General features: G+C 70.6%; 25 protein-coding genes. 11 read left to right on the top strand and 14 right to left on the bottom strand.

Annotation, left to right across the window (positions count from 1 at the left end; genetic code table 11):
- Window positions 1-134 precede the first annotated feature (134 nt).
- From ACZ7RU_RS20455 to ACZ7RU_RS20445, 3 genes are all read left to right on the top strand, one after another.
- The gene (locus ACZ7RU_RS20455; protein ID WP_470342333.1) at window positions 135-431 is read left to right on the top strand and encodes a GNAT family N-acetyltransferase; all 297 of its coding nucleotides are present in this window, start codon (window positions 135-137) and stop codon (window positions 429-431) included.
- Window positions 432-740: 309 nt separating this feature from the next.
- Window positions 741-1,172: an NUDIX hydrolase gene (locus tag ACZ7RU_RS20450; protein ID WP_470342332.1), complete on the top strand. Its 432-nt coding sequence runs from the start codon at window positions 741-743 to the stop codon at window positions 1,170-1,172.
- Between the two features lie 234 nt (window positions 1,173-1,406).
- The gene (locus ACZ7RU_RS20445; protein WP_470342331.1) at window positions 1,407-2,267 is read left to right on the top strand and encodes a hypothetical protein; all 861 of its coding nucleotides are present in this window, start codon (window positions 1,407-1,409) and stop codon (window positions 2,265-2,267) included.
- Window positions 2,268-2,315: 48 nt separating this feature from the next.
- On the opposite strand, the gene ACZ7RU_RS20440 is transcribed toward ACZ7RU_RS20445, so the two are convergent.
- From ACZ7RU_RS20440 to ACZ7RU_RS20400, 9 genes are all read right to left on the bottom strand, one after another.
- Window positions 2,316-2,717: an alpha/beta fold hydrolase gene (locus ACZ7RU_RS20440; RefSeq protein ID WP_470342330.1), complete on the bottom strand. Its 402-nt coding sequence runs from the start codon at window positions 2,715-2,717 to the stop codon at window positions 2,316-2,318.
- A 362-nt stretch (window positions 2,718-3,079) separates the two neighbouring features.
- Entirely contained in the window at window positions 3,080-3,412 is a 333-nt protein-coding gene (locus tag ACZ7RU_RS20435) for a metal-sulfur cluster assembly factor (RefSeq protein ID WP_078860786.1), read from the bottom strand.
- Window positions 3,413-3,509: 97 nt separating this feature from the next.
- Complete coding sequence (gene sufU / locus ACZ7RU_RS20430) at window positions 3,510-3,962, bottom strand: Fe-S cluster assembly sulfur transfer protein SufU (protein ID WP_470342329.1); 453 nt, start codon at window positions 3,960-3,962, stop codon at window positions 3,510-3,512.
- 20 nt (window positions 3,963-3,982) lie between these two features.
- Complete coding sequence (locus ACZ7RU_RS20425; protein WP_470342328.1) at window positions 3,983-5,251, bottom strand: cysteine desulfurase; 1,269 nt, start codon at window positions 5,249-5,251, stop codon at window positions 3,983-3,985.
- The gene (gene sufC / locus ACZ7RU_RS20420) at window positions 5,248-6,012 is read right to left on the bottom strand and encodes a Fe-S cluster assembly ATPase SufC (RefSeq protein WP_380455919.1); all 765 of its coding nucleotides are present in this window, start codon (window positions 6,010-6,012) and stop codon (window positions 5,248-5,250) included. Before sufC ends, ACZ7RU_RS20425 begins: the two co-directional genes overlap by 4 nt.
- 6 nt (window positions 6,013-6,018) lie before the next feature.
- On the bottom strand, window positions 6,019-6,336 hold the full coding sequence (locus ACZ7RU_RS20415; RefSeq protein ID WP_063349526.1) for a bifunctional 3-phenylpropionate/cinnamic acid dioxygenase ferredoxin subunit: 318 nt from the start codon (window positions 6,334-6,336) through the stop codon (window positions 6,019-6,021).
- Between the two features lie 5 nt (window positions 6,337-6,341).
- Window positions 6,342-7,574, bottom strand: a complete 1,233-nt coding sequence (gene sufD, locus ACZ7RU_RS20410; protein ID WP_470342327.1) for a Fe-S cluster assembly protein SufD — start codon at window positions 7,572-7,574, stop codon at window positions 6,342-6,344.
- Between the two features lie 53 nt (window positions 7,575-7,627).
- Complete coding sequence (gene sufB / locus ACZ7RU_RS20405; protein ID WP_470342326.1) at window positions 7,628-9,043, bottom strand: Fe-S cluster assembly protein SufB; 1,416 nt, start codon at window positions 9,041-9,043, stop codon at window positions 7,628-7,630.
- A 9-nt stretch (window positions 9,044-9,052) separates the two neighbouring features.
- Window positions 9,053-9,895, bottom strand: coding sequence for a helix-turn-helix transcriptional regulator (locus ACZ7RU_RS20400; RefSeq protein ID WP_470342449.1), 843 nt, complete (start codon window positions 9,893-9,895; stop codon window positions 9,053-9,055).
- Window positions 9,896-10,059: 164 nt separating this feature from the next.
- Between ACZ7RU_RS20400 and ACZ7RU_RS20395 the strand changes: the two genes are divergently transcribed.
- Both ACZ7RU_RS20395 and ACZ7RU_RS20390 read left to right on the top strand, forming a co-directional pair.
- On the top strand, window positions 10,060-10,986 hold the full coding sequence (locus ACZ7RU_RS20395; protein WP_470342325.1) for an ABC transporter ATP-binding protein: 927 nt from the start codon (window positions 10,060-10,062) through the stop codon (window positions 10,984-10,986).
- A gap of 47 nt (window positions 10,987-11,033) precedes the next feature.
- Window positions 11,034-11,753: an ABC transporter permease gene (locus ACZ7RU_RS20390; protein WP_401111725.1), complete on the top strand. Its 720-nt coding sequence runs from the start codon at window positions 11,034-11,036 to the stop codon at window positions 11,751-11,753.
- Between the two features lie 105 nt (window positions 11,754-11,858).
- On the opposite strand, the gene ACZ7RU_RS20385 is transcribed toward ACZ7RU_RS20390, so the two are convergent.
- Window positions 11,859-12,539 carry an LAETG motif-containing sortase-dependent surface protein gene (locus ACZ7RU_RS20385; RefSeq protein WP_470342324.1) on the bottom strand — a complete coding sequence of 227 codons (681 nt, stop codon included), beginning with the start codon at window positions 12,537-12,539 and terminating at the stop codon, window positions 11,859-11,861.
- Between the two features lie 372 nt (window positions 12,540-12,911).
- Window positions 12,912-14,234 carry a choice-of-anchor A family protein gene (locus ACZ7RU_RS20380; protein ID WP_470342323.1) on the bottom strand — a complete coding sequence of 441 codons (1,323 nt, stop codon included), beginning with the start codon at window positions 14,232-14,234 and terminating at the stop codon, window positions 12,912-12,914.
- A gap of 258 nt (window positions 14,235-14,492) precedes the next feature.
- Here ACZ7RU_RS20380 and ACZ7RU_RS20375 point away from each other — a divergent pair, with 258 nt between their 5' ends.
- Complete coding sequence (locus ACZ7RU_RS20375) at window positions 14,493-15,416, top strand: COX15/CtaA family protein (RefSeq protein WP_470342448.1); 924 nt, start codon at window positions 14,493-14,495, stop codon at window positions 15,414-15,416.
- Between the two features lie 48 nt (window positions 15,417-15,464).
- On the opposite strand, the gene ACZ7RU_RS20370 is transcribed toward ACZ7RU_RS20375, so the two are convergent.
- On the bottom strand, window positions 15,465-15,926 hold the full coding sequence (locus tag ACZ7RU_RS20370) for an NUDIX hydrolase (RefSeq protein ID WP_470342447.1): 462 nt from the start codon (window positions 15,924-15,926) through the stop codon (window positions 15,465-15,467).
- A gap of 17 nt (window positions 15,927-15,943) precedes the next feature.
- Here ACZ7RU_RS20370 and ACZ7RU_RS20365 point away from each other — a divergent pair, with 17 nt between their 5' ends.
- The 4 genes from ACZ7RU_RS20365 (at window position 15,944) to ACZ7RU_RS20350 (ending at window position 19,031) form a co-directional block, all read left to right on the top strand.
- Entirely contained in the window at window positions 15,944-16,723 is a 780-nt protein-coding gene (locus ACZ7RU_RS20365; RefSeq protein ID WP_470342322.1) for a GntR family transcriptional regulator, read from the top strand.
- Window positions 16,724-16,858: 135 nt separating this feature from the next.
- Window positions 16,859-17,344, top strand: coding sequence for an ATP-binding protein (locus tag ACZ7RU_RS20360; protein WP_470342321.1), 486 nt, complete (start codon window positions 16,859-16,861; stop codon window positions 17,342-17,344).
- Between the two features lie 365 nt (window positions 17,345-17,709).
- Window positions 17,710-17,844, top strand: a complete 135-nt coding sequence (locus ACZ7RU_RS20355; protein WP_470342320.1) for a hypothetical protein — start codon at window positions 17,710-17,712, stop codon at window positions 17,842-17,844.
- Window positions 17,841-19,031, top strand: a complete 1,191-nt coding sequence (locus ACZ7RU_RS20350) for a methyltransferase domain-containing protein (RefSeq protein WP_470342319.1) — start codon at window positions 17,841-17,843, stop codon at window positions 19,029-19,031. The genes ACZ7RU_RS20355 and ACZ7RU_RS20350 overlap by 4 nt, the downstream gene beginning before the upstream one ends.
- Before the next feature lie 64 nt (window positions 19,032-19,095).
- Here ACZ7RU_RS20350 and ACZ7RU_RS20345 read toward each other — a convergent pair whose 3' ends face one another.
- On the bottom strand, window positions 19,096-19,434 hold the full coding sequence (locus ACZ7RU_RS20345; protein ID WP_470342318.1) for a hypothetical protein: 339 nt from the start codon (window positions 19,432-19,434) through the stop codon (window positions 19,096-19,098).
- A gap of 72 nt (window positions 19,435-19,506) precedes the next feature.
- Between ACZ7RU_RS20345 and ACZ7RU_RS20340 the strand changes: the two genes are divergently transcribed.
- A complete protein-coding gene (locus ACZ7RU_RS20340; protein WP_470342317.1) occupies window positions 19,507-20,148 on the top strand; it encodes a DUF2461 domain-containing protein in 642 nt (213 codons plus the stop codon).
- Window positions 20,149-20,206: 58 nt separating this feature from the next.
- On the opposite strand, the gene ACZ7RU_RS20335 is transcribed toward ACZ7RU_RS20340, so the two are convergent.
- Window positions 20,207-21,154 carry a heme o synthase gene (locus ACZ7RU_RS20335; protein ID WP_470342316.1) on the bottom strand — a complete coding sequence of 316 codons (948 nt, stop codon included), beginning with the start codon at window positions 21,152-21,154 and terminating at the stop codon, window positions 20,207-20,209.
- Window positions 21,155-21,551: the final 397 nt, after the last annotated feature.

The following is a 21,551-nucleotide window of genomic DNA, read 5'->3' as shown; positions in this document are numbered from 1 at the left end:
CCTGCATGCGGCCTCCCCCCCCCCCCCCCCCTCTTTCCCACCCGCCTGGCCGCCCCGCGGCGGTGGTTCTCAGTTCTCCAGCTCGGCTCAGATAGCTCGCTTCGCCCTACACCCGGCCGCGTGAGGCACGGGCCATGGCACCGAGACCCGTCCACCTGCTGTGCGCGCTCGGCTTCAACCTCCTCGGACTGCACCGCATCTGGGCCACCCGCTCCCCGCTCAACGAGGCATCCGCCCGCACGCTGCTGCGCGCCGGAATGACCGAGGACGGACGCATCCGCGACCACGTCTTCGTCCACGACGCCTGGCGCGACTCGATCACCTACTCGATCCTGGAACACGAGTGGACACCGATCGACGGGTTCGACACGACGAGCGCGCCCGACCGGTCGGGCGCCCCGCCCGGCGGCGGGTCCGCACCGGGGAGGTGAACCAGTGGTGACCGAGCCGGCCGTGCCGAACATGGCGATCGCCGGTATCGCCGAGTTCGCGCGGGGCGGCGCACCCGCCCCGCCCACCACCGCGTCTGGTCTGTTGCCAGCCCAGACGGTCGGCCATGTACATCTCGGCCCGGGCCGGGCGGCGACCTTCTCGCCGGGACCGGCAGCGGAGCGCGCGGCAAGTACCAGCACGGGTGATACGACTTGGACGTCTTCGCCGCCACCGATCAGGCCAGCCATCCCGGGCTCCGACAGGCTCTCGCCCCACACCACCGAGACCATCGACACAGGAAGAGACCCATGCAGCACCGCGTCCGCGCCGTCCTCCTCACCCCGAACGACACCACGCTGCTGATCAAGCGCGTCCGTCCCGGCATCGCCCCGTACTGGGTGATCGTCGGCGGCAGGATCGAACCGACCGACGCCGGCCCCGAGGAGGCCCTGCTGCGCGAGGTCCGCGAGGAGATCGCGGGCGAGGCTGAGATCGTCAGCCTCCTCCACACCATAGAGACGGACGACGAGCGTCAGGACTTCTACCTCGCCACCATCGAGAAGTGGAGCTTCGAGGACCGCACCGGCCCCGAGTTCAGCCAGGAAGGCCGGGGCGAGTACATCCTCGAAGAGGTCCCCCTGACCGCCGACGCCCTCGACGCGGTCGACCTCCGGCCCCAGGACTTCGCGGCCGTCCTGCGCGCGGCCGTCGAGCGCGGCGGACTCCTCGCGGCCGGGTAACCACGGGAACGGAAGGACGGGCTCGGCCACCCGACCGTCCACGCGCAGACCACGACAGCCATTGCACACGGTTTCGCCGGAAACGACAGAGTTTGACTGCCTGTCAGTTCTGCTTCCGCGAACGCGGCTTGCCCGTCTGGCCGTTGTGGTACGTTCCGTACTCAAACAGAAAATAGGCGACCCCGGCGGTGCTACCAACACCCCGGGGTCCGGCACCAGGAGCTGACACTCCCCATGCGTGTCCATCGTAGCGCCCACGTGCGCGACTTCACCGTGCTGCCCAACGCCCTTCTCCAGTACCGGCGGCTGTCCTACACCGCCCGCGGCCTGCTCGCGGACCTCCTCTCCCGCCCCGACGGCTGGCGCGAGGACGGTCGGCACATGGCCGACACCAGTCCCCAGGGCCGAGGCGCGATCCGCAAGGCCCTCAAGGAGTTGACCGAGGCCGGGTACTACCGGATCGAGAAGATCCGGATGCCGGACGGCACGATCCGCACCGAGACCCACGTCCACGACACCCCGCAGCTCGCGCGGCCGAGTGCCGCTCCTCCGGCGCCCGGTGGAGCGACCGCCGGGCGCACTGTCGGCTCTGTAGTAAAGAACCGGCAACAAGAACCCACCCTCCCGCCACCCCCGGATCCCGAAACCGAAGAGGTCCGCACAGCGGTGGCCACCCTGTTCCGGGTGATCCGGCCCGAGCCGCGTCTGCGCCTCGGCGAGGCCGAGGCCCGGGAGTTGGCGCCCCTGGTCGCCGAGTGGCTGGCACGCGGAAGCACATCCGCCGACCTCGCCCACGCCCTGCTGCCGGGCCTGCCCGTCCCGGTGCACTCGGCGGCCGCCGTGCTCCGCTACCGCCTGGAGCACAAGATGCCGCCCGCCCGGCCCACGGCACGGCCACCGGCCCGGTACGTCGAGTGCGCCGAGTGCCACGACCCCGTGCCCCGGCCGGGCATCTGCCGCCCGTGCGCCGGCCTGGTAGCCCGGACCCCCACGGTCGGCCAGGAGGCGGACGTGGCAGCCGCAGGTGCCGCCCGAGTCCGAACCGCCCTGCGCTCCGCACTGCGTGCAGGCCGACCACCGGTCATTGCTGCCTAGGTGGCCGCCTCCGGACGTCCTTCGGGGGGGTGGCCCCGGAGCCGACCACTACGCGTCGGTTCGGCCCAGGAATTCGCCGACGGTCCGGCCGAAGAGTTCCGGGTCGTCCAGCCACGGGAAGTGCACGGCGCCGGGCTGGACGACGAACTCCCCGCGCGGGAAGAGCGCCGCGACCTCCGCAGCCTTGTCCGGGCGAGGGGACGGGTCCAACTCGCCCGCGAGCACCAGCACCGGCGCGTCGAGTTCGGTCAGCACCTCGCGCACCGCGGCCGCGTCATCGAACGCGCCGGAACCGGGGTAGGCGTGAGCAGCCTCCTCGTTGTAACCGTCCTTGCCGGATGCGGCGTGGGCCTCCGCCGCCGCATCCCAGCGGCCGTAGATGAGGCGGTCCAGGAACCGCCAGTCGCCCTCGGTCGCCTCCCCGGCCATCGCCCGCTCGAAGGCGGGCACCGCCTCCTCGTACCAGGGCTCGCCGCTGCGCAGCGCGAGTGCCTCGCGCCGTCCCTCGAGCGGGAACTCGCATGGCGGGCAGCAACTTGATCAACCCCCGAAGGGCTTCCGGAGCCGACCGCTAAGACACATGCGTCGCCCTGATCTATCAGCGCCGCGCGCCGCCCGGGCCAGGCGGCGCGCGGCGAAGGCAGGGGCGGGCACCCGCCGGCAGGCGGGTGGGGGTGGATGGTGGGGAACGGCGGCGAACCTACCCAAACACACCAGATGACGCACGGGTGTTCAGCCGACTGAAGCGCGGAAACGCCACTGCCGCGCAAACCCGGGGGTTTGCGCGGCAGCAGGTCGAACCGAAGACGCTCTCAGACGTTGAAGCCCAGCGCCCGCAACTGGTCGCGGCCGTCGTCGGTGATCTTGTCCGGGCCCCACGGCGGCATCCAGACCCAGTTGATGCGCAGGTCCTGCACCAGGCCGTCGGTGGCGGTCTTGGCCTGGTCCTCGATGACGTCGGTCAGCGGGCAGGCCGCCGAGGTGAGCGTCATGTCGATGGTGGCCACGTCGGACTCGTCGATGTGGATGCCGTAGATCAGGCCCAGGTTGACGACGTCGATGCCCAGTTCGGGGTCGACGACGTCCATCAGGGCCTCGGTCAGGTCCTCGACCGAGACCGTGCCGGCGGTGGTGCCGACGATCATGCCGGGCTGCTGCTCCTCCGCAGCGGAGGCCTCGGCGCCGGTGGCGCCGGTGGTGGTGGTGCTCTCGTCACTCATGGTCTTGTCCTCCTCTGCGTGGTCAGTCGTTCACGGCGGGGTTCTGGGCGAGCGCCTGGGCGGTGGCGTCCTTCCAGGCCATCCAGCTGAGCAGGGCGCACTTAACCCGGGCCGGGTACTTGGAGACGCCGGCGAACGCGACCGCGTCCTCCAGCACCTCCTCGTCGCCCTCGCCCTGGCCCTTGCTCTGCATCAGCTCCAGGAAGGCCTCCTGGACCGCCTGCGCCTCGCCCACGGTCTTGCCGACCACCAGGTCGTTGAGCACCGAGGCGCTCGCCTGGCTGATCGAACAGCCCTGCGACTCGTACGAGACGTCGGTCACGGTGGAGCCGTCGAGCTTCACCCGCAGGGTGATCTCGTCGCCGCACGTCGGGTTGACGTGGTGCACCTCGGCGTCACCGTCCCGCAGCCCCTTGCCGTGCGGGTTGCGGTAGTGGTCCAGGATGATGTCCTGGTACATCGAGTCGAGCTTCATGGTCGTCCTGCCCCGTCCCGTCAGCCGAAGAAGTTCCGGACGTGGTGCAGGCCGTCGATCAGCGCGTCGACCTCGCCCGGCGTCGAGTACAGATAGAACGACGCCCGCGTGGTCGCCGGAATTCCGTACCGCAGGCAGACCGGCCGCGCGCAGTGGTGGCCGACGCGCACGGCGATGCCCTGCTCGTCCAGCACCTGGCCCACGTCGTGCGGGTGGATGTCCCCGAGGGTGAAGGAGATCGCCGCACCGCGGTCCACGGCCGTGCGCGGGCCGATGATCCGCAGGTCGGGGACCTCCAGCAGCCGCTCCACCGCGTACTCGGTGATCGCGTGCTCGTGCGCGGCGATCCGGTCCATGCCGATCGACGACAGGTAGTCGATGGCCGCGCCGAGCCCGACCGCCTGGGCGATCGGCGGGGTGCCGGCCTCGAACTTGTGCGGCGCCGGGGCGTAGGTGGACGAGCCCATGGTGACGGTCTCGATCATCTCGCCGCCGCCGAGGAACGGCGGGAGGTCCTCCAGCAGCTCGTGGCGGCCCCAGAGCACGCCGATGCCGGTCGGGGCCAGCATCTTGTGGCCGGTGAAGGCGACGAAGTCGGCCTCCAGCGCCTGCACGTCCAGCACCATGTGCGGGGCGGCCTGCGAGGCGTCGACGACGACCAGCGCGCCGACCGACTGGGCCTTGCGGACGATGGTCTCGACCGGGTTGACCGTGCCCAGCAGGTTGGAGACCAGGGTGACGGAGACGACCTTGGTCTTCTCGGTGATCAGCTCGTCGATGTTCGACAGGTCGAGCCGGCCCTCGTCGGTCAGCCCGAACCACTTGAGCTTCGCACCGGTGCGCTGCGACAGCAGCTGCCACGGGACGATGTTGGAGTGGTGCTCCATCTCCGTGATGACGATCTCGGAGTCGGCGTCCACCCGGTACGGCTCGTCGGCCCAGCCGAGCATGTTGGCGACGAGGTTGAGCGACTCCGAGGCGTTCTTGGTGAAGATCACCTCGTTGCGGCTCGGCGCGTTGACGAACGCCGCGACCTTGTCGCGGGCGCCCTCGTACAGCGCCGTGGCCTCCTCGGCGAGCACGTGCACGCCGCGGTGGACGTTGGCGTTGTGCCGCTCGTAGTAGGCGTTCAGGGCCTCCAGCACCTGGCGCGGCTTCTGCGAGGTGGCCGCGTTGTCCAGGTAGACCAGCGGCTTGTCGTCGTGCAGCAGCCGCTGGAGGACCGGGAAGTCCTTACGGATCGCGTCGGTGTCGAGCAGAGCGCTATGACCCGTGAACGGATGCGTCACTCGGACGCGCCCCCCTTCACATACGCCTCGTAGCCCTCGTTCTCCAGCTTGTCGGCCAGCTCGGCACCGCCGGACTCGACGATGCGGCCGCCGGCGAAGACGTGGACGTGGTCGGGCTTGATGTACCGCAGGATGCGGGTGTAGTGGGTCACCAGCAGGGTGCCGACCTCGCCGGTCGAGCGGACCCGGTTGATGCCCTCCGAGACGATCCGCAGCGCGTCGACGTCCAGGCCGGAGTCGGTCTCGTCGAGGATCGCGATCTTCGGCTTGAGCAGCTCCAGCTGGAGGATCTCGTGGCGCTTCTTCTCACCGCCGGAGAAGCCCTCGTTGACGTTGCGCTCGGCGAAGGCCGGGTCCATCTGGAGGGCGGCCATCGCCTCCTTGACCTCCTTCACCCACAGCCGCAGCTTGGGGGCCTCGCCGCGGACGGCGGTGGCGGCGGTGCGCAGGAAGTTGCTGACCGAGACGCCCGGGACCTCGACCGGGTACTGCATGGCCAGGAAGACGCCGGCCTTGGCGCGCTCGTCGACGGACATCTCCAGGACGTCCTCGCCGTCCAGCAGCACCGAGCCGCCGGTGACGGTGTACTTCGGGTGGCCGGCCAGCGAGTAGGCCAGGGTGGACTTGCCGGAGCCGTTCGGACCCATGATGGCGTGGGTCTCGCCCTGCTTCACGGTCAGGTCGACGCCCTTCAGGATCTCGCGCGGGCCGTTCTCGGCCTCCACGGAGACGTGCAGGTCGCGGATTTCAAGGGTTGCCATGTGTACTCAGGACTCCTGGTTGACGGAGACGAGCACATCGTCCCCTTCGATCTTTACGGGGTAGACAGCGACCGGCTTGGTGGCGGGCAGGCCGGAGGGCTTGCCGGTGCGCAGGTCGAAGCTGGAGCCGTGCAGCCAGCACTCGATCATGCAGTCCTCGACCTCGCCCTCGGAGAGCGAGACGTTCGCGTGCGAGCAGGTGTCGTTGATCGCGAACACCCCCTCGTCGGTGCGGACGACGGAGACCGGCACGCCGTTGAGGTCCACGCGCTTGGGAACGTCCTCCTGGAGGTCGCTCAGCGCGCAGGCACGGAGGAAGGTCATCGCGCTCAGACCGCCGATTCCAGCTCGGCGTCGATCTTCTCCATGAGCTGGTCCTGGACCTCCGCCACGCCGATCTGCTGGAGCAGCTCGGCGAAGAAGCCGCGCACCACCAGGCGGCGGGCCTCGTCGGACGGGATGCCGCGGGCCATCAGGTAGAACAGCTGCTCGTCGTCGAAGCGGCCGGTCGCCGAGGCGTGGCCGGCGCCGACGATCTCGCCGGTCTCGATCTCCAGGTTCGGGATCGAGTCGACCCGGGCGCCGTCGGTGAGCACCAGGTTCCGGTTGAGCTCGTAGGTGTCGGTGCCGACGGCGGCGGCACGGATCAGCACGTCGCCGACCCAGACGGCGTGCGCGTCCTGGCCCTGGAGGGCGCCCTTGTACGCCACGTTCGACCGGCAGTGCGGCGTGTCGTGGTCGATGACCAGGCGGTGCTCCAGGTGCTGGCCGGCGTCGGCGAAGTAGAGGCCGAACAGCTCGGCCTCGCCGCCGGGGCCCGCGTAGTTGACCCGCGGGTGCAGGCGGACGAGGTCGCCGCCGAAGGTGACGACGACGGACTTGTACGAGGCGTCGCGGCCGACCAGCGCGTTGTGCTGGGCGACGTGCACGGCGTCGCGGTCCCAGTCCTGGACGGAGACGAAGGTGAGCTTGGCGCCGTCGCCGACCAGCAGCTCGACGTTGGCGGCCCGGGTGCCGGTGCCCGTGTGGTTGAGCACCACGACGGCCTCGGCGAACGGCTTGACGTCGATCACCACATGGGCGAAGCGGACGCCGCCCTCGCCGTGCACGTCGATCCTCACCGGCTCGGTCAGCACCGCGTCCTGGGGGACGGTGACGACGAGCGCCTGGTCGAAGGCGCTGAACGCCTGCGCGGCGACGCGGTCGACCGGCTTGCCGGCCTTGCCGAGGCGGGCGTCGTCACGGCCGACGGTCTCGGTGGTGACGCCGTCCGGCAGCGTGAACTCGATCTTGGTCTCGCCCTGCTCCGCAGTGGCGGCGGTGCCGTCGTGCAGCCCGCCGAGGCGGTGCAGCGGGGTGAACCGCCAGTCCTCCTCGCGGCCGGTGGGCACCGGGAAGTCGTTCACGTCGAAGGACGGCTTGACCGCGACGCGCGCGTCGATCGGCTGCTGGACCGCGGTACGGCCGGTGCCGGGGCCGGCGAGCTGGGCACCCGCGCCGGCGGTGCCGACCTCGATCGACCCGGCGGTGGTGGAGCCGGTGGTGTTCTGGACGTCAGCCATGGCTGTCGTAGTGCTCTCTTCCTCGAAAAGTCGGTGGGGTCTGCGGCCGGGCGTCAGCCGACCGAGCCCTCCATCTGCAGCTCGATCAGCCGGTTGAGCTCCAGCGCGTACTCCATCGGCAGCTCGCGCGCGATCGGCTCGACGAAGCCGCGGACGATCATCGCCATCGCCTCGAACTCGGTCATGCCGCGGCTCATCAGGTAGAAGAGCTGGTCCTCGCTGACCTTGGAGACGGTGGCCTCGTGGCCCATGGACACGTCGTCCTCGCGGACGTCCACGTACGGGTAGGTGTCCGAGCGGGAGATGGTGTCGACCAGCAGCGCGTCGCAGAGCACGTTGGACTTGGCGCCCTTGGAGCCCTCGCCGATCTCGATCAGACCGCGGTACGAGGTCCGGCCGCCGCCGCGCGCCACCGACTTGGAGACGATGTTGGAGGAGGTGTTCGGCGCCATGTGGACCATCTTGGCGCCGGCGTCCTGGTGCTGGCCCTCGCCCGCGAAGGCGATCGACAGGGTCTCGCCCTTGGCGTGCTCGCCCATCAGGTAGACGGCCGGGTACTTCATGGTGACCTTGGAACCGATGTTGCCGTCGACCCACTCCATGGTCGCGCCCTCGTACGCCACGGCGCGCTTGGTGACCAGGTTGTAGACGTTGTTCGACCAGTTCTGGATCGTCGTGTAGCGGCAGCGGCCGCCCTTCTTGACGATGATCTCCACGACCGCCGAGTGCAGCGAGTCGGAGGAGTAGATCGGGGCGGTGCAGCCCTCGACGTAGTGGACGTAGGCGTCCTCGTCGACGATGATCAGCGTCCGCTCGAACTGGCCCATGTTCTCGGTGTTGATCCGGAAGTAGGCCTGGAGCGGGATGTCCACGTGCACGCCCTTCGGCACGTAGATGAACGAGCCGCCGGACCACACCGCGGTGTTCAGCGCGGCGAACTTGTTGTCGCCGGCCGGGATCACGGTGCCGAAGTACTCCTTGAACAGCTCCGGGTGCTCGCGCAGCGCGGTGTCGGTGTCCAGGAAGATGACGCCCTGCTCCTCCAGGTCCTCACGGATCTGGTGGTAGACGACCTCGGACTCGTACTGGGCGGCGACGCCGGCGACCAGGCGCTGCTTCTCCGCCTCCGGGATGCCGAGCTTGTCGTACGTCGCCTTGATGTCCGCGGGCAGGTCCTCCCAGGACTCGGCCTGCTTCTCGGTGGAGCGGACGAAGTACTTGATGTTGTCGAAGTCGATGCCGGTGAGGTCGGAGCCCCAGGTCGGCATGGGCTTCTTGCCGAACAGCTTCAGGCCCTTGAGACGCAGGTTGAGCATCCACTCGGACTCGTTCTTCTTCGCGGAGATGTCGCGGACGACCTCCTCGCTGAGCCCGCGCTTGGCCGCCGCACCCGCGGTGTCCGGGTCGGCCCAGCCGTACTCGTAAGTGCCCAGGCCCTCGAGCTCGGGGTGCGAAACGGTGTCAGTCATGCGAGCTTCCTAACGCGCGGACGCAGAATCTTCGGTGGACGTACCGGCAGTCGGCGCCGCATCGGAGCCGCGGCCCGAAGGCAGCCGGGCGGACGACGATGCGGCACCGGGTGCCGGCACATAGGTGGTGCAGACCCCGTCGCCGTGGGCGATCGTGGCCAGCCGTTGCACATGGGTACCCAGGAGCTGGGAGAAGACCTCGGTCTCCGCCTCGCAGAGCTGGGGGAACTGCTCGGCGATGTGCGCGACCGGGCAGTGGTGCTGGCAGAGCTGGGCGCCCGCCGGGGCCTTGGCCGCGGCCGACGGGACACGCCGCACCGTGGCAGCGTACCCGTCCGCGCTCAGCGCCTGGGCGAGCGCCTCGGTGCGCTCTCCGGCGGCGGCCAGGCGCAGGGCCTCCAGGTACTTCTCGGCCTGCTTGCCGAACCGGGCGCGGGCGAAGGCGGCGACCGCCTCCTCGCCCGCCTTGCCGCCGCCCACCGAGTCCGCGATCCAGCGCAGCGCGTCGGCGGCGAGCTGGTCGTACGCCTGGTAGAAGGCGTCCCGGCCGGCGTCGGTGAGCGCGAAGACCTTGGCCGGACGGCCCCGGCCGCGGCTGCCGTAGACCCGCTGGTCGCGGGACTCGACCAGGCCGGTGGCGGCCAGCCCGTCGAGGTGGCGGCGGACGGCCGCGGCGGTGAGGCCGAGCCGGCTCGCCAGGTCGGCGGCGGAGGACGGGCCGTGGTCCAGGATCGACCGGGCGACCCGGTCCCGAGTGGCCCGGTGGCCGTCCAGCAGCACCTCGGCCGCCGTCACGGGCACGTCACAGGAGGAGGCCGACTCGACCTCCTGCTGCTGGGCGTGCTCGCGCATGTTTTTCACAACACCAGTGTTGCGTAATTCCTTCCGTCGGGACAAGCCGTGATCCAGGCCTCACCGGTGGCATCGATCACGCAGGTAAGCCTTACCTGACCTGGGAAAACGATCATCGAGGCCGCCGTCCGGCCGTTCCGTCGGGCACTCTTACACTCGCCGGTATGCACTCCGAACCCGCGGTCCAGATCGCCGGGCTGGTCAAACGCTACGGCGACAAGGTCGCGGTGGACGGCCTCGACCTCACCATCCCGGCCGGCGCGATCACCGCCGTCCTCGGCCCCAACGGCGCCGGCAAGACCACCACCATCGAGACCTGTGAGGGCTACCGCCGCCCCGACGCCGGCACCGTCCGCGTCCTCGGCCTCGACCCGGTCGCCCAGAACGCCGCGCTGCGGCCCCGGATCGGCGTCATGCTGCAGTCGGGCGGCGTGTACGCGGGCGCGCGCGCCGTCGAGATGCTGCGGCACACCGCCCGGCTGCACGCCCACCCGCTGGACGTGGACGCCCTGGTCGAACGCCTCGGCCTCGGCTCCTGCGGCCGCACCACGTACCGGCGGCTGTCCGGCGGCCAGCAGCAGCGGCTCGCCCTGGCGATGGCCGTGGTCGGCCGCCCCGAGCTGGTCTTCCTGGACGAGCCCACCGCGGGCCTCGACCCGCAGGCCCGCCGGGCCACCTGGGAACTGGTGCGCGACCTGCGCCGGGACGGCGTCACCGTGGTCGTCACCACCCACCACATGGACGAGGCCGAGCAGCTCGCCGACCGGGTCGCCGTCGTCGACCGCGGCCGGGTGATCGCCGACGGCACCGTCGAGGAGCTGTGCCGCGACGGCGCCGAGGACGCGCTGCGCTTCGACGGCCCGCCCGGCCTCGACCTCGGCCCGCTGCTCAAGGAGCTGCCCGAGGGCGCCACCGCCGTCGAGACCGCCCCCGGCAGCTACCGCGTCGAGGCGCCCGTCGACCCCAGGCTGGTGGCCACCGTCACCGGCTGGTGTGCCGCCTCCGGCATCCTGCCCGAACGGCTGTCCGTCCAGCGCCGCAGCCTGGAGGACGTCTTCCTCGACCTGACCGGACGGGAACTGCGCTCGTGACACGTACGGACTACTCCCCCCAGCCGGGCCCCGCGCCCGTCGGCCGGATGCTGCTCGCCCAGACCGCGTTCGAGACCCGGATGCTGCTGCGCAACGGCGAGCAGCTGCTGCTCACCGTGGTCATCCCGACCGTGCTGCTGGTGCTGTTCTCCGCCGTGGACATCGTCGCGGTCGAGGGCCCCGGCAAGCGGGTCGACTTCCTGGCCCCCGGCCTGCTCGCGCTGGCCGTGATGTCCACCGCCTTCACCGGCCAGGCCATCGCCACCGGCTTCGAGCGCCGCTACGGCGTGCTGAAGCGGCTCGGCGCCAGCCCGCTGCCGCGCTGGGCGCTGCTGACCGCCAAGACCGGCTGCGTCCTGGTGACGGAGGCGCTCCAGGTGGCGCTGCTGTCGGTGATCGCGCTGGCCCTCGGCTGGTCCCCGCACGGCGACCCGCTGACCGTCGCCGCGCTGCTGGTGCTCGGCACCGCCGCCTTCTCCGGGCTCGGCCTGTTGATGGCCGGCACCCTGAAGGCCGAGGCCACCCTGGCCGGCGCCAACCTGGTGTTCATCCTGCTGCTGCTCGCCGGCGGGGTGATCGTGCCGCTGAGCAGGTTCCCCTCGGCCGTCCGGTCGGTGCTGGAGCTGCTGCCGATCTCGGCGCTCTCGGACGGCCTGCGGTCGGTGCTCCAGGACGGCGCCGGGGTGCCGTGGGCGGACCTCGGCATCCTGGCCGGCTGGTCGGTGCTCGGCCTGGCCGCGGCCGCCCGCTTCTTCCGCTGGGAGTGACCGGCTTCCGCCGGGAATGACCGGCGGCTCGACGCACAACGCCCCCCGGCCACAGGTGGCCGGGGGGCGTTGCGGTTGCCGTTGCCGTTGTCGGCTCGCGGAGCGTCAGCTCGCGCTGCCGCCGCGGCGCTTGCGGGCGAGCAGCACGAGCGCGCCGCCGACCAGCAGCACGCCGCCGCCGGCCGCCGCGATCATCGGGGTCGCGTCGCTGCTACCGGTCTGGGCGAGCGCCGGAGCGCTGCTGGTGGGCGACGGGGACGGGGACTTGCTCGGGGTGGGCGTGGCCGACGGGGTCGGGGTGGCCGGGGGCGTGACCGGCGGGGTGGACGGGGTGACGGTCGGCGTCGGGGTCGGCGTCGACGTCTTGGTGGCGGTGGGCGTGGGCGTGGGGGTGGGCGTCGGGGTCGGCGTGTGGCACGGCTCGATGGTCTTGGTCTCGTTGATGTTCCAGCCCTTCTCGTTCGGGGTCTCCGTGGTGGTGACCACCAGGTTCGCCTTGATCGGGCCGTTGTGGTCCTTCACCGGGAAGGAGCTGTGGAACTCCGCGGGGAAGGCCTTGGCGTCCAGGACCTTCTCGCCGTCGATGGTGAGGCTGACGGTGTTCTTCACGTCGGCCTTGGGGCTGTAGTTGATCAGATCGATCACGATCTTGTCGCAGGTCACCGTCCAACTCGGCACGTGTGCCGAGGCGTTGGTGGCCAGTGCCAGGGGCAGTAGAAAACCGGCCGCAGCCGTGCCGGCGAGTGCCGTCGCACCGATCGCGAAGTGCCGCTGCTGTCGTGCCATTACTTTTTCCCCTCCGAACGGTCCTGTGCAGCAGGCGTGTTGAGTGGTTCGCGGTGGCCCGCTACGACTGTCCGGGGGACTCTACCGGCACTCCCGCACCCCGCCACACCCCGCCGCACGACCGGATATCGACGGTCCGTCCGTCTTTCCGATGTGCGTGACCAGCCCATCACAGCCGTCACCTCGCAGAACGTGGATTCGGCAAACGTGAATGAACTTCGTCACCTTCAAGACAGAACGGCGCCCTTGGTGATCGGGTTCAATCACCAAGGGCGCCGATTCGGTCAGCCGACGAACATCCGGGCTATTCCGGCTTTTCCGGCCTTTCCGGCGGCCCGACGCTTCCGGGCCGTCACCGCCGGTTCAGCGGGTTCAGGCCCGCTTCGCCGCCCTGCGCCGGGCGGCCACCACGATCGCGCCACCGGCCGCGAGCACGACCGCGCCACCGATCGCCAGCGGCAGCACCGGGCCGGAGCCGGTGTGCGCCAGGTTGCCGCCCGCGTCCGGCGAGGCGGACGGGCCGCCCGGGACGGCCGGAGCGGCCGTCGGGGCACCGGCCGACGGGCCGGCCGAACCGCTCGCGCCGGGCTTGCCGGTCGCCGGAACGGACGGGCCGCCCGACGGGCTCGCCGAACCGCTCGGCGAGGTCGACGCGCTCGGCGTGACCGACGGCGAACCGCTCGGCACCGTGGGCGGTACGGTCGGCGGCACCGTCGGCGTGCCGGACGGCGTCGGGACGGTGCCCGGCAGGCAGCCGGTGAACGGGTAGTGGTGCGTCTCCGCGCCACCCTTGCCGGTCAGCGATGCGGCGATCACCGAACCGTTGACGGGGCCACCGCTGCCGAGGTCGAAGGCGGCGTTCGGCGCGAGCACGGTGCCGGCCCAGGCGGCCTGGCTGTTCTTGACCACCTTGGTGGCGGTCGGGAAGTTCCAGAGCAGCTTGGCCCGGACCGCTCCGCCCGCGGCGCTCTGCAGCTTGTCGTCCAGCACGAAGGCCTTCCTGCCCTCGTCCCACAGGTGGAAGCCGGTGGTCCCGGCCGCCGCCATGTCGTACGAGCCGCCGGTCACGTTGACCACCGTCACCGAGCCGGCCGGCACCTTGAGGAAGACGTCCTTGGCGCCCTGCAGCTTCGCCGCGTCGACGGTGAAGCTGTTGTACTTCGCGTCCCCGCCGGTGAGGGTCAGCCTGGCGCCCTCGGCCTGGACGGTGGCGCCGGCGGTCTGCGGCACGGCGGCCAGCGAAGCCGCGGCGGCGCGCAGCTTGGCGAACTCGGCCTTGAAGTCGATCGGCGAGGGGCCCTGGCCGACGGCGCCCTGGTGGGCCTGGACCACCGCGCCGTCGGCCTTGGAGCCGAAGACGCCGTTGCCCTTCATCACCTGGGTGTTGTGTCCGGTGATCTTGCCGGCCACGACCAGGGCGTTCTTCCCGGGCAGCGCGTCGACCTGGGCCGCGGTGAGCTCCTGGCCGACCGAGAAGCCGCCGGTGAAGTCGGCGTTGCCGCCGACCGCGACCGCACCCTCGGCGTCGGGGGTGTGGGTGTCGTCGCCCTCGATGAACTCGCCGTAGAGGTTGGCGACCCCGAGACCGCGGCACTCCTGGTCGGCGCCGGCGGCCTGGGCGGCCGGCGCGAGGAGGCCGGCCAGTGCGAGGGAGCCACCGACGGCGAGCGCGGCGGCGGAAGTGGATATGCGCATGTGCAGGATCTCCGCTTACGTGCGGGAGGAGTGGGAGGGGCCCGAAAAAGGTATGGACCAATCCGCACTCTTTCGGCCAAACAGGTGATTGGTCAAGACCAATGACCGCGTTGCCCGAACAGTCCGCTTTGCGGTCCACCCGCCCGGCGCCCCGCGGCGCCGCGCCCCGCCCCAAGATCGCCTGTAAGGCCGCCTACGATTGACCCCGTGCCTAACCCCTTCTCCTGGCTCGCCGAGCGCTGGCAGCCCTCCGCCGCGATGGTCCGCCGCGCCACGTTCGCCGCACTGGTGATGAGCGTGGTGATCGTCGTCACCGGCGGCGCCGTCCGGCTCACCGCCTCCGGCCTCGGCTGTTCGACGTGGCCGCGCTGCACGCCGGAAAGCCTGATCCCGACGCCCGAGATGGGCTACTACGGCGTGGTCGAGTTCACCAACCGGATGCTCACCTACGTGCTGAGCGCCGCCGTCGGCTGGGCGATTCTCGCCGCCCGCTGCCACCGGCCGTGGCGGCACAGCATGACCAAGCTCGGCTGGGCACAGTTCTGGCTGGTGATGAGCAACGCCGTGCTCGGCGGCATCACCGTGCTGACCGGTCTCAACCCGTACACCGTGGCCCTGCACATGATCGCCGCGATGGCCCTGGTCTGGGTCGCGCTCCTGATGTGGGAACGGGCGAAGGAAGGCGACGGCCCGCCGAAACTCTCGGTGGCCCGCCCGATCCACCAGCTCTCGTACGTCCTGGTCACCGTCATCGGCCTGCTGGTCGCCGCCGGCACCCTGGTGACCGGCGCCGGCCACCACCCGGGCACTCCCCGGGACAACAAGATCGTCCCGCGCATCCCGATCGACTACGACCGCCTGGCGCAGGCCCACGCCGACCTGGCCTTCGTCTCGGTCGGCCTGGCCATCGCGGTGATCTTCGTCTTCGCGGCCGTCAAGGCCCCCCAGGCGGCCCGCGCTCGCGCCAAGGAACTGCTCGCGATCCTCCTGCTCCAGGGAGTGCTCGGCTTCGTCCAGTACTTCACCGACGCCCCCGAGCTCATGGTCGGCCTGCACATGTTCCTCGCCACCCTGACCTGGATCGCCGCCCTCCGCATCCCCCTCGCCCTACGCACCCGCGAGGCCGAGGAAGCCGCCGCCGACGCCCCGGCCCCACGGACGCCGGAGCCCGCCGCAGCCTGAGCTACACAGAAGGCCCCCATCGCAACGATGGGGGCCTTCGCCGTGCCGTCAGAGCAGGTGCCGCCCGTCGTGGGTCCGGATACTCGGTGCCGTGTCGCCCCGAAGCGCGTCCAGGACCCGTACGGCATAGACCTCGCCCATGCGCTCGGAGACCTCGTCCGGTGTGAGCCAGGCGACTTCGACCGCCTCGTCCGAGAGCTGCTCCGCCCCGCCCTCCGGTCGGCAGCGGAAGACGAGGGCGACGATCCCCCGGGTCACGTTCTTGTAGACACCGGTCAGCCTGTCCACGCCGGCCTTGACCCCGGTCTCCTCGTAGACCTCGCGGCGCACGCCGTCCTCGACGGCCTCGTCCGGTTCCAGCACCCCACCCGGAGCTTCCCAAGTCCCGTTGTCGGCCCGCCGAATCGCCAGCACCCGGCCGTCCTCGCGCACCACCACCCCCGCGACGGACACCGAGTGGAGCGGCGTTGACTGGGGCTTCCCGACGCTGTTACTCATGTGCAGGAGGATAGGAGCCCTGAAGGACTATGGCGAGTGGTGAGGTGGCCTCGTCGGCCACAGCGAAGTACCTGCAGATCGCGGCTGATCTCGCCGCACAAATCAAGTCGGGCGCTCTCGCTCCTGGTGCGACCGTGCCCAGCGAGGCGGAGCTCATACAGCGGTACGGAGTCGCATCCGGGACGGTTCGCAAGGCCATCGCCGAACTCCGAACGTCTCAGCTCATCGAGACGCATCACGGTCGAGGATCATTCGTCCGCTCGCGCCCGCCGGTACAGCGGAAGTCTGCGGACCGGTTCCGCCGCTCCCACCGCAAAGCCGGCAAGGCGGCGTACCTCGCAGAGACGGAGACCTCCGGCGGCATCCCATCCGTGACCGTGCTGTTCGTAGGCCCCACCGCAGCGCCTCCTGAGATCGCCGATCGCTTGGGCCTTCCCGCCCGCGCCCAGGTGCTGGCCCGAAAGCGCCGGTACTTCCGGGATGGGGTACCCACCGAGGAGGCCACGTCATACCTGCCCTGGGATGTGGTCAAGGACATCCCTGAGGTCTTCGCCGAGAACCCCGGCGGCGGCGGCATCTACGCCCGCCTCGAAGAGCACGGCCACTCCCTCGCCGAGTTCACCGAGTCCGTGCGGGCCAGGCTCGCGACCAAGCCCGAGGCCAAGGCGCTCACATTGAGCCCCGGTGCGCCGGTGATCCATCTTGTTCGCGAGGCCATCACGACAGAAGGCTGCGTGGTGGAGGTGTGCGACACCGTCATGGCCGCCGATCAGTTCGTTCTGGACTATCGCTTCCCCGCACATGACTGACTGGCTATCAACTTCCTCAACCCGTCGCGAGATTCCTCTCGCGACGGGTTGACTTATATACAGGAGCCGGGCACTCTTCTACTCGTCACTCATGTACATGAGTGCATGGAAACACCTCATATAGAGGAGAGGGTCGTGTTCGAGGCCAACGTCCTGGACGTTCCCATGCAGCACGCTTCGACGGAGAGTCGTGCGACTCCTGGCTCCGCCGCCCTGACGCCGGTGTTGACAGCAGCCAACCTGCTGCTGCCCTATCAACGGGAATCGGTGGCAACTGCGCGCCGGTTCGTCGGCGCACAGCTGCAAGCCTGGGGGCTGAACGACCTGATGGATGACGCCGCAGTGATCGTCAGCGAGTTGGCCACAAACTCGGTCGACACCGGCTGCCGAACCCGCATGCTCGTCGGTGTCCGCCGTCCGACCGGCCGGACCGTCCGCATCCTGGTCGGTGACGGTTCCCGCTCGATGCCCGTGGTGATCCAGGCCGGGCCCGACGCCACGTCGGGCCGGGGTCTGGCGATGGTCCACCGGCTCACCTACGGCCGCTGGGGCGTCACGCTCCTCCCGTTCGGGAAGGTCGTCCACGCCGACCTCGCGTCGCCCCCGCCGATTCCCCGGTGAACTAGTAACCCCCGGAAGACACTTACAACCCCGACGACGCACCGCCGCCATCCGTACCTGGTCCCGCGCGCGTCTGGGCCGCCTACCGGGGTGTCCGCCGCTGCCGGATTGCATGTCGTGCTGGCAGCCCTGGTGCTGGTCAACCGCTCCCACTGAATCCCCGCCCGCGCCGCCGGGCCGGCGGCGCGGGCGGGATCACCGACCCGTCTCCACATCTCGAAAGGAGCACCGGCATGTCCAAGCGCGATCCGAAGCCGCCCAGGCCGCAGCCGCCGAACCCGCCCACGCCCCGGCCGCCGGACCGGTAGGGGTTCGGCACCTCACGACAACGCACCACCAACGACGAACCGATCACGGGAGGACCCATGGGCTGGGGAACCGACAAGAGCAGCGGCGGTAAGCACGGGGGCAAGAAGGACCCCGGCACCAGCAAGCCTTCCCCCGACGGGACGCGCCCGGCGCCTGAGCCGAAGCACAAGAAGGACGAGGGCGAGAAGTGACGGATCCGGCGCATCGACCGGAGCAGGCCGCCGTGCGCGGCCTGCTCCGGGCCGTCGGCGAAGCGCTCGGCGGCCCGGTCCCCCGCGTGTGGAGGAAGGCGATCGAGGCGGTACCGCGCCATCGCTTCCTGCCGGAGCGGATCTGGTTGGAGGATGACCGGGGCGGCTACGAACCGTGCGACCTCTCGACCGAAGACCAGCGGTGGTTCGAGGCGGCTCACGCGGATATGCCGGTCGTCACCCAGATCAACGACGGCCAGGCATCGGCCGATCCTGTCGATGCCTGGCCGTCCTCCTCCGCCTCGGCTCCCTCGATCGTCGTCCGGATGCTCCGCGACCTCGACGTCCGGCCCGGAATGGACGTCCTGGAGATCGGCACCGGCACCGGCTGGAACGCAGCTCTCCTCGCCCATCGCCTCGGCGCCGGACACGTCACCTCGATCGAGATCGACTCCGAGGTCTCCGAGCAGGCGTGGGCCTCCCTGAGCGCGGCAGGCGTGGACGTGGATCTCATCTGCGGAGACGGCTCCCTGGGCCGGCCGCGCCGTCACCCGTACGACCGGATCATCTCTACCTGTTCGGTTCGCCGCGTGCCCTGGGCGTGGATCGAGCAGACCCGGCCCGGCGGCATCGTCCTCACCCCCTGGGACAACCCGATGCTCTGCTGGGGGCTGCTCAGGCTCACCGTCGAACGTGATCGCGCGCAGGGGCGCTTCAGCCCGCATTCCGCGTTCATGCTGATGCGCAACCAGCGGCAGGACCTACGGATCTTCCGCAATGTCGTTCGGGACGAACACTTCCCAGAAGAGTCCGAAACCGTACTGCCGCCGTGGGAGGTCACGGGCGACCGTTGGGAGGCCCGGTTCGCCCTCGGGCTGCGGCTGGGCGATGTGTGGACCGCTTGGGAGGACGAGCCGGGCGTCGACGGTGTCGATGCCCGGCTCTGGGTCGCGACCTCCGACGCCCGCTCCTGGGCGGCCGTCGATCACGGCGGCGGACGAAGCGAACGCTTCACCGTCTGGCAGCACGGCCCGCGCCGACTCTGGGACGAGATCGAAGCCGCCCACCGCTGGTGGGACGAGCACGGCCGACCGGCACCCGAGCGCTTCGGGCTCACCGTCACCGTGGACAGTCAGTGGGCCTGGCTGGACCGTCCGTCCCAACCCGTCCGCACAGACGTGTGGTGACCCCGAACCAACGGCCCGGCTCCCCCAGGTGGGGGAGCCGGGCCGTTGTCGTCTTCGCGGAGTGTCAGCCGCCGAGCTGGATGCCGGCCATCCGCTTCCACTCGTACTCGCCGGTCTTCACCTTGAGGCCGAGCTCGCCCTCGAAGTCGTCGTGCAGGGTCAGCCCGGCCAGTTCCGCGGCCCGGCGGCCGACGGCGTAGCTGGGGGCCACCTGGTCGCCCCAGGCGCCGTCCGCACCCACCACGACGATCCGGGTGGCCACGGCGCCGACGTACTCGACGACCGCGTCGGCGCTGCCCCCGTGCTGCCGGGCGAAGCTGGTCAGGTTCTTGGCGATGCGCTTGGCGCGGCGCTCGGTGCGGGCGTCCGGCGCGGCGGCGGTGGCGGTCTCTGCGCTGCTCATGCCCGCATGCTACCCACCGGTAGCGGAGCTGGCGACGGGAGCGCCCTGTGCACCGGGCCACATACTGGAGGAGTGACGTTCAAAGGCTGGCCGGCCGAGGCGCTCGACTTCTACGAGCACCTGGAGGCCGACAACTCCAGGACCTTCTGGCAGGCCCACAAGGACCGGTACGAGGACGCCGTCCGGGCCCCGATGGAGCGGCTGCTCGCCGAGCTGGAGCCCGAGTTCGGGCCGGGCAAGGTCTTCCGCCCGAACCGCGACGTCCGGTTCAGCGCCGACAAGTCCCCGTACAAGACGCACATCGGCGCGCACCTGGAGAGCGGCGGCTACATCCAGCTCTCCGCCGACGGCCTGGCCTGCGGCAACGGCCTGTACCAGCTCGCCCCGGACCAGCTGGAGCGCTACCGGGCCGCCGTCGCCGAGGACGTCACCGGTGCCGAGCTGGAGCGGGTGATCGCCCGGGTGGAGCGGGAGGGCCCGCGGGTGGTCGGCCGGGACTCCCTCAAGTCGGCCCCGCGCGGCTACCCCAAGGACCACCCCCGGATCGGGCTGCTGCGCCACAAGGGCCTGGTGGCCTGGCAGGAGTGGGAGCCGGCGAAGTGGCTGGGCACCCGCGCCGCCTACACCCGGATCACCGGCTTCCTGCACGCCTCCCAGCCGCTGCGGGACTGGCTGGACGACCACGTCGGCCCGTCGGAACTCCCGGCACGGTGAAGGATGAGAACGGAAGAGCCCCGGTCCACCCGGACCGGGGCTCTTCTTCCTGCAAGACCTACTTCACGAACGGGTCGATCGCGCAGACCACCATCAGCAGCGACAGGTAGGTGATCGACCAGTGGAACAGCCGCATCTCCTTGAGCTTCGCGCCCACGATCCCGGCCTTGGCCCGCCCGTACAGCGCGTGCGCCTCGCGCAGCCAGGCCGCGCCCAACAGCACCGCGGCGACCGGGTACAGCCAGCTCATGTGCCCCAGCGGCCAGAGCGCCAGCGAGACCGCCACCATCACCCAGGAGTAGGCGACGACCTGCTTGCCGACCGCCACGTTGCCCTTGATGACCGGCAGCATCGGCACGCCGGCCCGCTCGTAGTCGTCGCGGACCTTCATCGACAGCACCCAGGTGTGCGGCGGCGTCCAGAAGAACACCACCAGGAACAGCACCACCGCGGCCCAGGACACCGAGTTGGTCACCGAGGACCAGCCGACCAGCACCGGCATGCAGCCGGCGATGCCGCCCCAGACGATGTTCTGCGAGGTGCGCCGCTTGAGGCCCAGCGTGTAGACGAACACGTAGAACAGCAGCGCGCCCAGCGCCAGCCAGGCGGACAGCCAGTTGACCCCGTAGCCCAGCAGCAGGGTCGAGACGACCGCCAGCACGACGCCGAACACCAGGGCCTCGCGCGGCGACACCATCCCGGTGACGATCGGCCGCCGCTCGGTGCGCGACATCACCGCGTCGATGTCCCGGTCGATGTACATGTTGAGGGCGTTGGCGCCGCCCGCCGAGAGGTAGCCGCCGACGACGACCTTCAGCACCAGCAGCATGTTCGGCACGCCCTGCTGAGCCAGGAACATCACCGGCACGGTGCTCATCAGCAGCAGCTCGATGATCCGCGGCTTGGTCAGTGCGACGAACGCGCCGACACGGGCCCCGAAGGGCCGGTGCGCAGGAGTCGCCCCGGTGACCCCGGCGGGACGGGTTTCGACGGCGGTCACTAACACCCCAACTGAAGATGAATCCTCGCAGGCGTCCACAGGAACGAAGGGTCCCGAATCGTCCGCTCTGCGCGTACCACGACACCATAGACGCTCCATATATCGCATCCGGCTCCGGGGTCCCCCGGCGAGGCGCGACGCACACCCCCGGGTGAACCCCCTCGGGGTGCCTCCGGCGGGTCCGCTCGCCCGTCCTGACCACCGGAGCGGCGCGGGGCCACGAATCGGGAGAGCCTGGGACAAATCAACGCGGACCGTCCCGGTGGGAATCTGCATGCCGAATTGCCGGTTGTCCCAGCACGGAGGGTGATCCACGGCCCGGACGGTAGGCTCGCACGCAGAAGCGGGATCTACCCTCCGTGACCGGCACCACCCAGCGTCGGGACCACAGCGTCGTGGCCGA

The organism is Kitasatospora sp. NPDC114501, from assembly GCF_055633695.1.
Note: the sequence above shows the minus strand (reverse complement) of the source record. Positions and strands in the feature narration are given on the sequence as shown.

Coding starts and splice junctions, on each gene's coding strand:
- sufC (WP_380455919.1), bottom strand. CDS start 6,012: ATGGCAACCCTTGAAATCCGCGACCTGCACGTCTCCGTGGAGGCCGAG.
- ACZ7RU_RS20380 (WP_470342323.1), bottom strand. CDS start 14,234: ATGCGCATATCCACTTCCGCCGCCGCGCTCGCCGTCGGTGGCTCCCTC.
- sufU (WP_470342329.1), bottom strand. CDS start 3,962: ATGAAGCTCGACTCGATGTACCAGGACATCATCCTGGACCACTACCGC.
- ACZ7RU_RS20400 (WP_470342449.1), bottom strand. CDS start 9,895: ATGCGCGAGCACGCCCAGCAGCAGGAGGTCGAGTCGGCCTCCTCCTGT.
- ACZ7RU_RS20390 (WP_401111725.1), top strand. CDS start 11,034: ATGCTGCTCGCCCAGACCGCGTTCGAGACCCGGATGCTGCTGCGCAAC.
- ACZ7RU_RS20355 (WP_470342320.1), top strand. CDS start 17,710: ATGGGCTGGGGAACCGACAAGAGCAGCGGCGGTAAGCACGGGGGCAAG.
- ACZ7RU_RS20385 (WP_470342324.1), bottom strand. CDS start 12,539: ATGGCACGACAGCAGCGGCACTTCGCGATCGGTGCGACGGCACTCGCC.
- ACZ7RU_RS20395 (WP_470342325.1), top strand. CDS start 10,060: ATGCACTCCGAACCCGCGGTCCAGATCGCCGGGCTGGTCAAACGCTAC.
- ACZ7RU_RS20435 (WP_078860786.1), bottom strand. CDS start 3,412: ATGATCGTCGGCACCACCGCCGGCACGGTCTCGGTCGAGGACCTGACC.
- ACZ7RU_RS20450 (WP_470342332.1), top strand. CDS start 741: ATGCAGCACCGCGTCCGCGCCGTCCTCCTCACCCCGAACGACACCACG.
- ACZ7RU_RS20365 (WP_470342322.1), top strand. CDS start 15,944: ATGGCGAGTGGTGAGGTGGCCTCGTCGGCCACAGCGAAGTACCTGCAG.
- sufD (WP_470342327.1), bottom strand. CDS start 7,574: ATGGCTGACGTCCAGAACACCACCGGCTCCACCACCGCCGGGTCGATC.
- ACZ7RU_RS20345 (WP_470342318.1), bottom strand. CDS start 19,434: ATGAGCAGCGCAGAGACCGCCACCGCCGCCGCGCCGGACGCCCGCACC.
- ACZ7RU_RS20455 (WP_470342333.1), top strand. CDS start 135: ATGGCACCGAGACCCGTCCACCTGCTGTGCGCGCTCGGCTTCAACCTC.
- ACZ7RU_RS20415 (WP_063349526.1), bottom strand. CDS start 6,336: ATGACCTTCCTCCGTGCCTGCGCGCTGAGCGACCTCCAGGAGGACGTT.
- sufB (WP_470342326.1), bottom strand. CDS start 9,043: ATGACTGACACCGTTTCGCACCCCGAGCTCGAGGGCCTGGGCACTTAC.
- ACZ7RU_RS20445 (WP_470342331.1), top strand. CDS start 1,407: ATGCGTGTCCATCGTAGCGCCCACGTGCGCGACTTCACCGTGCTGCCC.
- ACZ7RU_RS20375 (WP_470342448.1), top strand. CDS start 14,493: ATGGTCCGCCGCGCCACGTTCGCCGCACTGGTGATGAGCGTGGTGATC.